Genomic DNA, 14,645 nt, shown 5'->3' on the forward strand with positions numbered 1-14,645 from the left:
CGCATGTGTTCCGCCCATTTCCCGCAGCAACCGCAATACGGGCTCTTGTACACATCGACCTGAGCCCCAGCCAGGGCGGTGCCCGCCATCAGGCCCAGAACGGACGACAAGATCAGCGTCTGCAGTTTCATGGCGATTCCTTTGGTGATTGGGATGGCTCATTCTGGCAAATGCACTCCGACGGGAAGCTGTCCTGAAAATTACTTTTCTGTAATCTTCAAGCGGAGGCGCTGAAATCCTAGTGCGTATGCTTGAACCCGGGCGGATGGGTGTGCCCCTTTTTCTCCACGGCTACGGGAGGGACGGGCTCATCCTTTGCAGGGTCGCCATGAGCGTCATGGGCATCAAGCCCACCGTGACTGTGTCCCTCGCTGGATGCCACAAGCGCCGTATAGTCGGTCGCAGTCAGCCCTGGCAGCCTCTGGAGGAAGGCGACCAGATCCCAGATCGCTTCATCCTCCATCCCGCCCTTCGACCAGGCGGGCATGCCTGAAGCCTTGATTCCGTGCTTGATGATCCAGAACTGACGGGCCTGGGCGAATTGGGGATCGAGCGCAGCTTCGGGCTTGACGGTCAGCTTTGGGGGTGTCGGATAGAGCCCTTTCCGGATCTCCGAGTCCTCTGCTTCCGGAGACAAGTGACATCCCACACACATCGCGTCGTAGTTACCCGAGCCCCGGCGGCCCCGTTCCGGATTCGTCAGATCAACAGGCGGCTTGATCTCACTTGCCCGTACGGCAATGGAGCGCTCACGCGCGAATTCGAGCAAACGATAGGTCAGCGGGTGATGGGGCTCGTCGGCGGCAACGTTGATGGCGCCGGAGTAAAGAAGGACGGCCCCTGAAGCCGCACCCACGGCAGCCAGAACCGCCAGGGTGATCAGAGTCTTGTTCATGATGGGGTTCCTCAGTGCTTGTTATCGTGAGTGGAACTCAGTGACCGGAATGCGGGCCGGGCTTTCGGACCTGCACTTCGGTTGCTGCGGGCTTGCCCGTCGCCGGCATGGATTGCCCCCCCTGGGTTTTTGCGCGCGGCGGCTCAGCGGCGGGCCCGGTCCATTCATAGGCACGGGTGCCGGGAGGCTGCTTGTACCAGCCGGGGTCGGAGTAATCGCCGACCTTCTGCTCGGCACGGACTTTCAGGACAGTGAACATGCCGCCCATCTCCACCGCACCATAGGGGCCTTGGCCTGTCATCATCGGAAGGGTGTTGTCCGGCAGCGGCATCTCCATTTCACCCATGTCGGCCATGCCGCGCTCTCCCATGACCATGTAGTCGGGAATGAGATCGGTGATCTGCTTGGCGGCTTCCCGGTGATCGACCCCGATCATCGTCGGCACGTCATGGCCCATCGCATTCATCGTGTGGTGGCTCTTGTGGCAATGGAAGGCCCAGTCACCGGCTTCGTTGGCGATGAACTCGACTTGACGCATCTGCCCGACGGCGATGTCGGTCGTCACTTCCGGCCAGCGCGACCCCTTGGGCGTCGGGCCGCCGTCGGTGCCGGTGACCATGAATTCGTGACCATGCAAGTGAATCGGATGATTCGTCATCGTCAGGTTGCCGACGCGGATACGCACCCGGTCGTTCTGGCGCACATTGAGGGAGTCGATGCCCGGAAATGCCCGACTGTTGAAGGTCCACAAGTTGAAGTCGAGCATCGTGTTCACCTTCGGTGTATAGCTGCCGGGATCGATGTCATAGGCGTTCAGGAGGAAGCAGAAATCCCGGTCCACCTCGTCGATAAGGGGGTGCCGCTCCTTCGGATGGGTAACCCAGAAGCCCATCATGCCCATCGCCATCTGGGTCATCTCGTCGGCGTGGGGGTGATACATGAAGGTGCCTGGCCGGCGTGCCACGAACTCGTAGACGAAGGTCTTGCCAGGGGGAATCTGAGGTTGATTGAGTCCGCCAACACCATCCATTCCGCTGGGCAGGCGTTGCCCGTGCCAATGAATGGTGGTGTGCTCAGGCAGGCGGTTGGTGACGAAGATGCGCACCCGGTCGCCTTCGACCACTTCGATCGTTGGGCCGGGGCTTTGTCCGTTGTAACCCCACAGGTGGGCATTCATGCCGGGAGCGATCTCCCGCACAACCGGCTCGGCCACCAGGTGAAACTCCTTGACGCCCTTGTTCATGCGCCACGGCAGGGTCCAGCCGTTGAGGGTGACCACCGGGTTATAGGGCCGACCGGCGCCGGTGACGCCTCGCGGGAGATGCGGCGGCGCCGTGTTCGGATCCTCCTTCAGGATCAGCTCAGGAAGTGCTGCCATGGCGACGGGACTGACCGAGGCCGCGGCCACGGCACCGCCGGTCAGGCCCAGGCTTTGGATGAATGCACGACGGGATGTCATCGGGTGTCCTTTCGGTTCAGTGATCCGGACGGCCGGTGCTGGCCGGAGCGGTACGTGAGGCGGCGGCCAGGGAGGGCTTGCCGATCAGGGCCATTTGTAGATCACTCTGGGCAATCCAGTAGTCACGCAGGGACTCGATATAGCTGTTCACACTGGTGATCTGGGAGCGGGCGTCGGCAAGCAGCTCGAAGACCCCGATCAGCATGCCGTTGTAGCGCAGCAGGTTCTCTTCGGCGATCCGCTTGTTGAGCGGCACGATTTCGTCCCGGTAGTGCTTTGCAATGTCGAAGCTGTTGCGATACGCCGAGTAGGCTTCGCGGACTTCCGAACGGGCGTTGATGGCGGCTTCGGCCGCACGTTCAACGGCCTGGCCATAGATCGCCTCCGCCTTGGCAACCTTGCTGCCGCCAAAGTCGAAGATCGGAAGCTCGAAACTCACTTCGTAGCCGCGTTTGTAGCCGCTATCCCGCGCGCCCTCCAGGACACGCGCCGGCCCGAACTCCAGCACGTTGATGAAGCGCGTGGCCTGGGTGAGGCCAAGATTTTTGGCCAGTGCCTCGGTTTCGAGACGGACCGCCTGAAGATCGAGGCGCTGATCCAGTGCCGTTTGCTCGACAGCCGGCAGTTCGTCGGGCAACTTGGGCAGATCGGGCAGGCGCTCGGGGAGTCGAATCGCCTGGGGTGATGGCAAGCCCAGCAGCTTGGTCAGCCGCTCCCGCGCCGCAATGCTGGCTTGCTCGGCCCGAGCCAGATCGAGGGCCGCGGACGCATAGAAACCTTGCTCGCGCGCCTGCTGAAGCCGGTTGAAGTTACCGACTTCCGCCATCTTGCGGGCCAGGCCAGCGCCGGCTTCCGCCGCCTGCTTTACTTTTCGGAGGTAACGGACCGACTCTTCGGCCGCAATGGCACCAAAATAGGCCTTGCGCGTCTCGGAGGCCAGCCTCGCCACCTCCAGTGCCGTCATGCGCTGGGTCTGGGCGAAGTTGCGTTTCTCGACCTCCACGGCAAGCGCGTTGGCGGCTCGCCACCCGCTAACAGAAGCAGGGTTGATCGCATCGGTCGTCTCCATGGGGTCAAAGGGATACCTCGGGAATCTGGTGTTCCCATGGCGAGCAGTGTGCGGCGCAAAAACCGACAGGAGACTGACCCGGGAATTACATCTTTGTAATCTTGGGAAGAATGGAGGTGGCTTGCGCCAGACTAATGCTGCCAAACAGAGAATGCTGCGAGGGAGACCATGAGACTCCCATGGATGCCGCATCGGTACGGAAGATTCTGGAACCCATCGACCGCTGAACGGCTGAAGGCCAGCCCTCAGGCCATCTGCCCGATAGCCTTGCGAAAGCGCGCCAGGGACAGCGAGAAGAGCACCGCACCAATCACCAGCAGATAGGCGAACGGCTTCCACACCAGATCGAGCCCGGCCCCCCGGTAGAGGATGGCCTGGCTCAACTCGGTGTAGTGCGTGGTGGGCGCGAGCAGCATCAGGTTCTGCACGAGTTCCGGCATACTCTCCCGCGGGGTGAGGCTGCCGGAGAGGATCTGCAGCGGCATCAGGGTCAGCATGAGCAGCAAGCCGAACTGAGGCATGCTGCGCGCCAGCGTTGCCATGAAGATGCCCATCGAGGTGGTGGCGAACAGGTGCAGGGCTGTTCCGGCCAGAAACAGCAGTACCGAACCCTCGATCGGCACATGCAGCGCGCCGCGAATCACCAGATTGAGCGACAGTGTCGCCGCTACCAGCACCACCAGTCCGCAGGCCCAGACTTTGGCGAACATGATCTCGGTCGGCGTGACCGGCATCACCAGCAGGTGCTCGACGGTGCCATGCTCCCGCTCGCGGATCAACGCCGCGCCGGTGAGAATGATCGACAGCATCGTCACGTTGTTCACCACCTCCATCAGCCCGCCGAACCAGGATTGCTCCAGCGCCGGATTGAAGCGCGCGCGCAGGGCCAGATCCACCGGCGGCACGGTGCTGCCCCGGTAACGCTGGACGAACTCATTCACCTCTCCCATCACAATCTGCTGCACATAGGCATTGCCGCTGAAAGCCTGGCTCATGCGGGTGGCGTCCACGTTGAGCTGGATCCTGGGCGAGCGACCGGCCAGCACGTCGCGCTGGAAATTCGGCGGAATATCGAGCACGAAAGTGTAGCGGCCGGCATCGAGCCCCGGGTCCACCTCGTTCAGGATGAGGCGGGCCGGCTGCGTAAAGCGCGGTGGGTAAAAGGCCGACGCGATCCGTGCCGACAGGGCCGAAGCGTCCTCGTCGACAATGGCGATCGGCGCGTTGTGCAGCGTCTCCGGCATCGTGGTGGCGGCCATGTAGATGGCTGCGGTGAAGGTCCAGACGATCAGGAAGATCATCATCGGATCGCGGCGCAAGCTCCACAGCTCTTTGATGCCCAGGCGATAGATGTTCATCAGGTGATGACGCATGTCAGGCCTCCTGTTTTTTCAGCAGCAGCACCGCTGCCCCGAGGATCACCGGCACGGCGATCAGCAGCGGCCAGAACGCACTGTGCAGGTCGGCAAAGCCCAGCGCCTTGCTGAACACGCCGCGGCTGATCATGAACATGTGACTGGCGGGATAGATCTCGCCGAGCAGACGGCCACCGCCTTCCAGCGACGACACCGGATTGATCAGGCCGGCAAACTGTATTGCCGGAAGCAGGGTGCCGAGCATGGCCAGGAACATCGCGGCAATCTGGCTGCGCGTGACGGTCGAGGCCAGCAGGCCCATGCCTGTCGCACTCAGGCTGAACAGGAAGGCCCCGGCCAGCAAGGTCGGAAAGCTCCCGGTCACCGGCACGTCAAATACAATCACGGCCAGCAGGCACATGAGCAGAAAGTTGAGCATCGCCAGCGCCACATAGGGTGCCTGCTTGCCAAGCAGAAACTCGATGCGGGTGATCGGCGTGACATACAGGTTGATGATCGACCCCAGCTCCTTCTCGCGCACAACGGCGAGCGCGGTCAGCATGGCGGGCAACATCAGCAGGAGCAGCGGGATCACCGCCGGCACCATGGCCGGCAGGCTCTTCACGTCAGGGTTGTAGCGATAGCGGGTCTCGATAGCTGCTGCGCCCAGGCGCATCCGCCCTCCCCGCTCGCGCACCTGTTCGAGCAGCCACAACTGATGCATGCCCTGCACGTAGCCGCTCACCGTTTCGGCGCGTTGCGGCATCGCCCCGTCGATCCACGCGCCAATCTGCACCGCCCCGCCGCGCGCCACATCCCGCGCAAAACCGGGCGGGATTTCAAGCGCCAGCGACAGCTCGCCACTGCGCATGCGCCGGTCGAGTTCGGCGTAGTCGGCAAGCGGCGGGCGCTCGCTGAAATAGCGCGAGCCAGCCAGGTTGAGGGCGTAGTTACGGCTCAGTGGAGTCTGGTCGCGGTCGAGCACGGCAAAGCGCAGGTTTTCCACGTCCATGCTGATCCCGAAGCCCATCACGAACATCAGCAGCAGCGAGCCGACCAGCGCCATGGTGGCACGCACCGGGTCGCGCTGCAGCTCCAGGCTTTCACGCCACACATAGCTGTAGATGCGGCCCAGACTCTGGTGAAAACGGCGCCCGCGAGTCGGCTTGGTGTGCGGTGTAACGCGGTTTTCTGCCGGCGCTGTACGCTCTTCGGCAACTACGCCACCTGCGCCGTCCGCCTCGATCAGGTAGTCGATAAAGGCGTCTTCCAGCGTGGCCTTGCCACGCCGGGCGATCAGTGCGGCCGGCGTGTCGCTGTCGAGCACGCGGCCGGCGTGCATCATCGACATGCGGTCGCAACGCGCCGCCTCGTTCATGAAGTGCGTCGAGATGAAGATGGTCACCTTGTCGCGCCGCGCCAGCTCGATCATCAGGCGCCAGAAGTTGTCCCGGGCGATGGGGTCGACGCCGGAGGTCGGTTCATCGAGGATCAGCAGCTCGGGCTTGTGCACCATCGCCACCGCCAGTGACAGGCGCTGGCGCATCCCCAGCGGCAGGCTCTCGGGCAAGGTGTCGAGCACATCGGCCAGGCCAAACCGCCTGACCATCTCGTCCACCCGCGCCGGCACTTCGGGCTCCGGCACATGGAAGAGGCGCGCGTGCAGCACCAGGTTCTGGCGCACGCTCAGCTCGCCATACAGCGAGAAGGCCTGCGACATGTAGCCCACGCGCCGCCGCGTCGCCATATCCTTCGGATCGACGGGCTTGCCGAACAGCCACGCGTCGCCCTCGGTAGCGGCAAGCAGGCCGGTCAGCATCTTCATCGTGGTGGATTTGCCGCAGCCATTGGAGCCCAGGAAGCCGAAGATCTCGCCCCGCCGGATACGGAAATCCACGTGATCCACCGCCACGAAGTCACCGAAGCGCATCGTCAAACCCCGCGCTTCGATGGCGATATCGGCTCCGCCGGAATCCTCCAGCGGCGGGATTTCAACCGCCGCATGGCCGCGCCGCTTTTCCTCCGGCAAGAGCGCAATGAAGGCCGCCTCGAGCGTCGCAGCGCCGGCGTGGGCCATGAGTTCCTGCGGCGTGCCGGTGGCCAGCACCCGACCGTCGTCCATGGCCACCAGCCAGTCAAAACGCTGGGCCTCGTCCATGTAGGCGGTCGCGACGATCACGCTCATGCCCGGACGGCTCCGGCGAATGCGTCCGATCAAGTCCCAGAACTGGACGCGGGCGAGCGGATCGACACCGGTGGTCGGCTCGTCGAGAATCAGCAAATCCGGGTCGTGGATCAGCGCACAGCACAAACCCAGCTTCTGTTTCATGCCGCCCGAGAGCTTGCCCGACGGACGATCGAGAAACGGGAATAGCCCGGTGCTGCGGGTCAGCGCATCGATGCGCCGACGCCGTTCGGCCGTGCCGTGGCCAAACAGGCGGGCAAAGAACTGCAGGTTTTCTTCCACCGACAAGGTCGGGTAAAGGTTCTTGCCCAGTCCCTGGGGCATGTAGGCGATACGCGGGCAGACGAGATCCCGGTGGCGCTTGCTGCCCATATCCCCACCCAGCGCCTCGACCTGCCCCTGCTGCACGGCCCGGGCGCCGGCGACCAGAGCCAGCAAGCTCGACTTGCCGACACCGTCGGGACCGATCAGGCCGACCATGCAACCGGCCGGTACATCCACCGTCACCCCGTCGAGGGCGGCCGTCCTGCCATAGCGCAGGTGCACGCCCGCCAGACGGACCACCGGCGCAGCGGAGGTCATGGCGCGACCTTCTTCTCCAGTTGCAGCGGCCACGCTGCCTGCGGATCGATCTTCACCCAGGCCACACCCGGCAAGCCCGTCTTGACCTGCTGCAGGTGCTGCATCAGCAGCTCGCGATCAATCTGTGCCTTGACGCGGAACATCAGTTTCTGGCGCTCGCTGACCGTTTCCACCGTTTTGGGGGTGAACTGGGCGGTGCTGGAGACAAACGAAACCCTGGCCGGAATCACGAACTGCGGCGCGGCGTCGAGCACGATGCGCACCTCGCTGCCCAGCGCTACTTTGCCAGCCACGGTTTCGGGCAGAAAGAAGCTCATGTAAACCTCGGTGAGATCGACCAGGTTGAGCAGCTTGCCGCCGGCGCCCAGCACTTCACCCGGCTGGGCGACCCGGTATTGCACCCGGCCGGCGCGCGGCGCCTTGAGCAAACTGTCGGCGAGGTCGGCATCGACGCGTGCAACGCTCGCCTTGGCCGCCGCCACGCTGGATTGGGCACCGGTAACCTGGGTACGCGCGGCAGTGATGGCCGCCCGCGCAGCTGCCACCTGGGCCTTGGTGGCCACCACCGCGGCCTGGGCGCTGCGGGCCTTGGCGCGGTCATCGTCCAGCTCTTGCCCCGACGACGCCCCCTCTCGGGCCAGTGTTTCGGAACGCACCAGGCGACGCTGCGCCGCGTCGAGCTCGCTTTCACGCTGCACCACCAGCGCCTGGGCCGCCTGATGATCGCTATCGCGCAAGGCCACCTGCGCCTCGGCCCCGGCCACCGCCTGCAAGGCCTGCTGGTAGCGGGCTACTGCCTCGTCTCGCTGGGCCTGCAAGCTGTCGATCTGCATGCGGGCAAGCGGCTGACCGGCGCTGACGAAGTCGCCTTCACGCACCAGGATGTCCTCGACCCGGCCGGCCAGCCTGGTGGCCACATCAACTTCGGTCGCCTCGATACGGCCATTACCGCTGGCCAGCCCCTCATTCGGCCCGTGGTTGCGCAGTGCGCTCCAGGCGTAGTAGCCCAGCGCTACGGCAGCTACCAGGGCAAGGGCGGGAATAAATTTTCTGACAGTGGGGTTCATGGTCTTGCCTGCGTCTCGTTCGTTCCATCGCTACAAACGCCGGGCGTGCCACCGCCCAACGCGGAATACAGCGCCACTTGCGCACTCAGCAACGCCCGTCGCGTCTGTACCACCTGCTGCTCGACGGCCAGCAACTCGCGCTCGGCATCGAGTACTTCCAGGTAGCGCGCTGCGCCACTGTCGTAACGCAGCTTGGCCAGCCGCGCCCGCTCGGTCTGCACCGCCAGGCTGGCGCTCAGCATATGTACCTGCTCGCCGAGCCAGTGGCGCGCCGCCAGGGCATCGGCCACATCGCGGAAGGCCGCCTGGATGACCTGCTGATAACGCACCACAGCCTGTTCGCGCCGCACCCGGGCCAGGTCGAGGGCCGCCTCGCGACGTCCGCCATCGAAAATCGGCAGGGAGACACTCGGCGCGAAGGTCCACGCGGCACTGCCATTGCGGAAAAGTCCGTCCAGTTCGGCGCTGGCGGTACCGAAAGACCCCGTCAATGCAATACGCGGAAAGAACGCCGCCCGCGCAGCACCAATATTGGCGCTCGCGGCTTTCAGGCTGTGCTCGGCAGCCACAACGTCGGGTCGAGCAGTGAGCAGATCGGATGGAAGACCCGGTGCCAGGGCACGAAAGGTGGCGTTCTCATCGAGATGATCGGCCGTCCGCAGCTGGCCGACATCCATGCCCGTCAGCAAGGCCAGGGAGTTAGCCTGTGTGGCCCGCGCCTGTTCAAGCTGAGCCAGCAGCGTGGTGGCTTGCTGCCACAGAACCTCCACCTGCGTCAGCTCGAGTTTCGAGGTTGCGCCAAGCGCCACCCGGCGCCGGAAAATGCGCAGCGATTCGGCACGGCTGGCAACCGTGCGACGGGTCAGGGCAAGGCGCTCGTCGAGCTCGCTCAAGCCCAGGTAAGCGTTACTCACTTGGGCGATGAGGCTCAGGGTGCTTGCCGCGTGCGCGGCGTCGGTGGCCAGATAAGTTTCGAGGGCGGCTGTCTCCAGGCTGCGGACGCGGCCCCAGAAATCCGCCTCCCAGCTATTGAAACCGACGCCCAGCTGGAACTGGCTGCCGATAACCCGCTCGCCACTGGCGCTCAGGTCGGCGGGAACCCGCGCACGCGCCGCATCCAGGCCCATGGACACGGCCGGAAAACGTTCCGCGCGCTGGATGCCATAGGCTGCGCGTGCCTCTTCGACGCGAAGCAGCGCACCGCGCAAGTCCCGGTTGTTGACCAGGGCCTGGTCGACCACAGTGAGCAGGCGGGAGTCAGTGAAGTAGTCGCGCCAGCAGATCTCCGCTGCCGGTGTCATGCTGATCGCGGCACCTGCAGCGGGATAGGTTGCAGGCACCGGCAGCGGCGGCCGCTCGTGGGGTGGCGCCAGGCTTGCACAACCGACCAGCAAAACGGAGATCGCCAGCGGTAAAGCCCGCCGTAACCGGGGAAGCATCGCTGTACTTGGCATTTTCGGTAAAACGCACGGAAGCCGCCGTCCACGACTGCCGAAACAAAATCAGGGTCAATCCGCTTTCAGGGCGGGGGCTGCGGACCGTTACCGACTAACTAGTCGTTAGTATATTCTCATGCCAGACGCCAGCGTGAAGATCTCGCTTCGGTTATCTTACGCACCCCTCAAGCCCCATTGGGCACCATCCCATGCCTGCATCCGACAAACCGGCCGACGAAGCAGAAACACGCCCTCCACGCCAGCGCCTGTCGCCGGACACGCGCATCCCACTAATCCTCGACGCGGCGCTGGTCGAGTTTTCGGCGCGTGGTTACAACGCCACGCGCATCGATGACATCGCGGCGCGGGCCGGCCTGTCCAAGGGCGGGCTCTACGCGCACTTCTCCGGCAAGGACAAGGTTTTTGAAGCCCTGCTCAAACGCTCGCTGGTGGCCCCTGTGCTGGAGATCGAGTCGCTTCTCGCGCACTCGGCCGACATGCGCACCCTCATCGAACACCTCGTCGATATCCTTCATGCGCAACTGACCAATCCCGCGATGCGGGCCACCGCGCGCCTGTTGCTCTCCGAGGGCCATCGTCTGCCCGATGTGGTAGCGCTGTGGCGCCAGAACACCCTTGATGCCATGCACTTTCAGCTCGGTGTGCTGCTGCGCCGCTGTGTCACCCAGGGCTTGTGCAAAGACAGCACGGTGGTCAGGCATCCGTGGCTGATCCTGTCGCCGGTCGCCCATACGCTTATCCAGCAGCTCGCCTTCGGCACGCTGCCGCCCAAGGAGCTCCGGCAGGCCAGGGACGCCCACGTAGACATGCTCTGCGAGCTGCTCCTCATGACGTGAACGCGTGCGTCAGCCATCTCGGTCGGTGCATCGAAGCGCCATCCCCTATAGAGCTGAAAATACCCGCTGATGCATTCGCTTTAGCGACGCGTAGCCGTGGCTCCGGCCTCACGTCAGGCAATTGTTCGAAATCCTGCGCCTGCTCCTCGACGGGCGGGGTACCGAGGAGATCGGCTGAGGCCCGGAGCCGGGCCTGGCCTCATTTCTTGAGGGTGTAGACCTGGAAGGTATCGCCGGCCTTGTAGCCGAAGATCTGGTTGCCCCCCGCCGCCACGCCCACGTACTGCACGCCGTCGATCTGCCAGGTGACGGGCGGCGCATTGACGCCGGCATCCAGCTGGTCGCTCCACAGGGTCTGCCCGTTCGCCGCGTCGTAGGCGTTGAAGCGGCCGTTGCCCTCGCCCATGAAGACGAGGTTTCCCGCCGTGGCGAGCACACCACCCACCAGCGGCTGGGCCGTCTTGTGCTGCCATTTCATCTTGCCGGTGGCGAGGTCGATGGCCGACAGCACGCCCCAGCGGGGCACGTCCATCAGCGGCTCCAGCGTCGTGTATTCCACCGCCAGCTTGGCGTCGGTGGCGGGAATCACGAGCTTGGTATACTTCACCGGCCAGTGGATCGCCGGCACGTAGGCCACCAGCAGGCCGGCATCCACCGACGTGGGCGACCAGTTGATGCCCCCCAGTACGCCGGGCAGGATCACCTGGCCTTCCGGCGTGGGGTTGGTGAAGGTGTTCTGGTGGACGACAAACTCATCCGACTTCTTCAGCAGCTCACCGGTGAGGCGGTTATGGATGTAGTACCAGCCGATCTTGGCGGCCTGGCCCACCGCCGGCACCCGCTGGCCGTTGTGGGGGTAGTCGAACAGTACCGCCGGGCTCGCCACGTCGTAGCCCCACTGGTCGTGAGGCACCTGCTGGTAATGCCAGCGGATCTGGCCGGTCTCCACTTCGAGGCACACCAGCGACACGGTGTACAGGTTGTCGCCGGGCCGCGAGGTGCCGTCCATCTGCGGCGATGGATTGCCAGTGCCGAAGTAGAGCAGCCCGTTCTCGGCGTCGATGGCCGGGGTGGACCACGCCGAGCCGCCGCCATAGCGGGCCGCGTCGGGATACGTGGGCAGTTCGGCGCGTTCCTTCTCGATGTCACGATAGAGCGGCACGCCGTCGGGCGTGGTGCGGCGGAACTCGCCTTCCCAGTGAGTCGGGGCAATGGTGTCGAACTGCCACATCCGCTTGCCGGTGTTCACGTCAAAGGCCGCCAGGAAGCCCGGCCGGCCATAGTTGCCGGCAAAGCCCACCACCGCGCCCAGAGGCGCACCATCCCGGTCGGAGTCCAGGTGCAGGCCGTAGCCCACGCCGGTCACCCCGATCAGCACCTTGCCCTTGTGCACCACCGGCGCCATTGCAATGCCCACGCCGGACTGCCCGGCGATGGTTGCCTTGCGCAGCGGATCGGACTCGGTGAGGGTGGTGACAGATTCCTGCCGGGCGCTGCCGGCGTCGGCGACCTCCACATCCCAGAGCACCTTGCCCGACCTGGCATCCAGCGCCACCAACCGCGCATCCACGGTGCCGATGAAGACCTTGCCGTCCGCCACCGCCACGCCCCGGTTGGCCGGCCCGCAGCACAGGGGGTAATCCTTCTTGCGTGGGTGCTCGTAACGCCACAGTTGCCTGCCGCTCACGGCGTCCAGCGCCACCACGCCGTTGAAGGGCAGCGACAGATACACCGTGCGATCCACCATGATCGGCGTGGCCTGGAAGGTGGCCTTCACGCCGCTCTGATAGGCCCACGCCCGGATGAGCCTGCCCACGTTGCCGGTGTTGATCTGGCTGGGCGCGGCATAACGCTGGTTGCTGAGGTCAAGACCGTAGGTCGGCCATTCGATGTCGGCAGCAAAGACCGGCGGAAATGCCAGGGTCAGGAGGGTAGGAAGCAGTCGAAAAGGGATGTGCATGGATCGGTCCAGATCTCGAAGGCAGGTTCAGTAGGTGCGGAGGGGCACGCCGTGGCGCTTGAAGATCGCGGCGACGGTTCCATCCCTCTGCAGCTCGGTCAGGGCACTGCTGAGGGCGGCGGCAAGCTGATCGGAATCGGCCTTAACCGCCATGCCGATCGCCCAGCGCTTGGGGTTGAGTTCGCCCAACCTGGCCTCCTCGACGGCAAAGCGGGACTCGCCTGCCAAGGCACCCTCCAGCTCGGCCAGCGGCGCCATCACCGCCGCCACGCTGTCGTCCTTCAGTGCCTGGACGGCCTCGCGGATAGAGCGGAAATGGGTGATATTGGAACGCAGGCGACCTTGCAGCACGCCTCCCAGGAAGGAATCGGCAAAGGTATCGCCCTCAACACCGATCTTCTCGCGGGTAAACACCTCCAGAGCCACCGCCGCGGAACCGCTGGGAGACGGGATGCGGCTCGCTACCCGCGCCATTCCCATAACCTCCTGCTGGTAGGCACCAAAGATGCGGGCCTGCTCGTTGTCCTGAGCGAACTTCGGGTCCACCGGTACGCGCAACATCACGTCGGCCGGCTCACCCCGCAGGTAATGGCCTTTCCAGACCATGTTGCGAAGGTCGTCGCCCATGTCCTCGCCGGCTTGGAAGCCAATGATCTCGGCCTGCAGTCCCAATCGGGCGGCCAGCGCTCGACCCAGTTCCACGTCAATCCCCTTACCCGCATCGGAATAGGGCGGAAAGTTGTTGTACACCGCCACCTTGAGTCGGCCCCGCTTGTGGATGGCGTCCATGTGTTCGTCAGCATGAACCGGCAGGTGACCGGTAAGCAGCAGGGTGGAGAGTCCCAGCAGAAGCAGTCGGCGAGAGGGGCGTTTCATCAGTGATCTCCAGAAGGACGGATGTCATTGGGAATGTGTGCTTTCATTCGCCAAGATTCTAGACGTCGGCTCCAACCGCGGAAGCTCACAGGCAAGGGTCGGGCAATTTCGTCAGGCACATCGGGAAATTTGCCCGAGAGGTTAGTGAACCGCCCCGGCTTCCGTGGAGGCCATTTGGTTTAAGTCAGGGCGGCATGGCGGCCTGACTGGCGTACAGGGCTTGTCCCAGGGCGTCCACAACGAAATCGGTGCACATGGAACTGCTGACCCGCCAGCCCACGATGCGCCCGACGGGGCAATCTGCAAGACTGTGCAGATCAACTCGCCCCCGCAGGCCTGCAAACGGCGGTCGAGCTCCGCCTGGGCGAAAAACGCACTGGCCAACTTGAGGATTTCGGGTGAAAAACGGCGTCCCGGACGGCAGCCCCATCGGGCCGAAGCACCGACCCAGCTATGCCATTTCAGAACGCGGATTTTCAATGCGGGCGTAAAAGAGAGCATCCAACCGTCTGTTGGACTGAAGGTTCAGCACCTCACGGGGAGAAGCAGATGACCAGGGAGACGCTTACTCTTTCCATGCTCCAAACCAACGGAAGCGAGACAAAACACCCGTCGTTGCCTGCTCAGAGGGTGCCTCTCACAAGTGCCACATGCCTGGTGTAGTCCAATTTCATCCAGCCACAGCCAAAAGCCAATGGCACACTGAGTGTGCATACCAAGCGAAGCAAAAAACAAAAAAGCCCCTGAAATCAGGGGCTTCGTTGTTTTTTGTTGGCGGAGAGTGAGGGATTCGAACCCTCGATGCAGGTTTGTGCCCGCATGCTCCCTTAGCAGGGGAGTGCCTTCGACCTCTCGGCCAACTCTCCGCAACAGCCAAGAAGTATAGACACCTCTTGGCGGTTAG

At 64.1% G+C, this 14,645-nt stretch carries 10 protein-coding genes, 1 tRNA gene and 1 other annotated feature; of the genes, 1 reads left to right on the forward strand and 10 read right to left on the reverse strand.

Features of this window, described 5'->3' with window-relative positions:
- Positions 1-238: 238 nt before the first annotated feature.
- From ETQ85_RS12485 to ETQ85_RS12515, 7 genes are all read right to left on the reverse strand, one after another.
- Positions 239-895, reverse strand: coding sequence for a c-type cytochrome (locus tag ETQ85_RS12485; RefSeq protein ID WP_148579404.1), 657 nt, complete (start codon positions 893-895; stop codon positions 239-241).
- Positions 896-932: 37 nt separating this feature from the next.
- Positions 933-2,354, reverse strand: a complete 1,422-nt coding sequence (locus ETQ85_RS12490) for a multicopper oxidase family protein (RefSeq protein ID WP_148579405.1) — start codon at positions 2,352-2,354, stop codon at positions 933-935.
- 16 nt (positions 2,355-2,370) lie between these two features.
- Complete coding sequence (locus ETQ85_RS12495) at positions 2,371-3,423, reverse strand: TolC family protein (protein ID WP_222862151.1); 1,053 nt, start codon at positions 3,421-3,423, stop codon at positions 2,371-2,373.
- Positions 3,424-3,668: 245 nt separating this feature from the next.
- Positions 3,669-4,796: an ABC transporter permease gene (locus tag ETQ85_RS12500; protein ID WP_148579407.1), complete on the reverse strand. Its 1,128-nt coding sequence runs from the start codon at positions 4,794-4,796 to the stop codon at positions 3,669-3,671.
- A gap of 1 nt (position 4,797) precedes the next feature.
- Positions 4,798-7,545, reverse strand: coding sequence for a ribosome-associated ATPase/putative transporter RbbA (rbbA, locus tag ETQ85_RS12505; RefSeq protein ID WP_148579408.1), 2,748 nt, complete (start codon positions 7,543-7,545; stop codon positions 4,798-4,800).
- On the reverse strand, positions 7,542-8,612 hold the full coding sequence (locus ETQ85_RS12510) for an HlyD family secretion protein (RefSeq protein WP_148579409.1): 1,071 nt from the start codon (positions 8,610-8,612) through the stop codon (positions 7,542-7,544). Before ETQ85_RS12510 ends, rbbA begins: the two co-directional genes overlap by 4 nt.
- A complete protein-coding gene (locus ETQ85_RS12515) occupies positions 8,609-10,051 on the reverse strand; it encodes an efflux transporter outer membrane subunit (protein WP_222862152.1) in 1,443 nt (480 codons plus the stop codon). The genes ETQ85_RS12510 and ETQ85_RS12515 overlap by 4 nt, the downstream gene beginning before the upstream one ends.
- Before the next feature lie 206 nt (positions 10,052-10,257).
- Here ETQ85_RS12515 and ETQ85_RS12520 point away from each other — a divergent pair, with 206 nt between their 5' ends.
- The gene (locus tag ETQ85_RS12520) at positions 10,258-10,905 is read left to right on the forward strand and encodes a TetR/AcrR family transcriptional regulator (protein WP_148579411.1); all 648 of its coding nucleotides are present in this window, start codon (positions 10,258-10,260) and stop codon (positions 10,903-10,905) included.
- A 199-nt stretch (positions 10,906-11,104) separates the two neighbouring features.
- Here ETQ85_RS12520 and ETQ85_RS12525 read toward each other — a convergent pair whose 3' ends face one another.
- The 3 genes from ETQ85_RS12525 to ETQ85_RS12540 form a co-directional block, all read right to left on the reverse strand.
- Positions 11,105-12,865, reverse strand: coding sequence for a pyrroloquinoline quinone-dependent dehydrogenase (locus ETQ85_RS12525; RefSeq protein ID WP_148579412.1), 1,761 nt, complete (start codon positions 12,863-12,865; stop codon positions 11,105-11,107).
- Between the two features lie 27 nt (positions 12,866-12,892).
- Positions 12,893-13,741, reverse strand: a complete 849-nt coding sequence (locus tag ETQ85_RS12530) for a substrate-binding periplasmic protein (RefSeq protein ID WP_148579413.1) — start codon at positions 13,739-13,741, stop codon at positions 12,893-12,895.
- 291 nt (positions 13,742-14,032) lie between these two features.
- Positions 14,033-14,117 (reverse strand) — a sequence feature (AL1L pseudoknot).
- 396 nt (positions 14,118-14,513) lie between these two features.
- Positions 14,514-14,607: transfer RNA gene (locus ETQ85_RS12540), tRNA-Ser, on the reverse strand.
- Positions 14,608-14,645: the final 38 nt, after the last annotated feature.

It is taken from the genome of Zoogloea oleivorans, assembly GCF_008107625.1.
Taxonomy (GTDB): domain Bacteria; phylum Pseudomonadota; class Gammaproteobacteria; order Burkholderiales; family Rhodocyclaceae; genus Zoogloea; species Zoogloea oleivorans.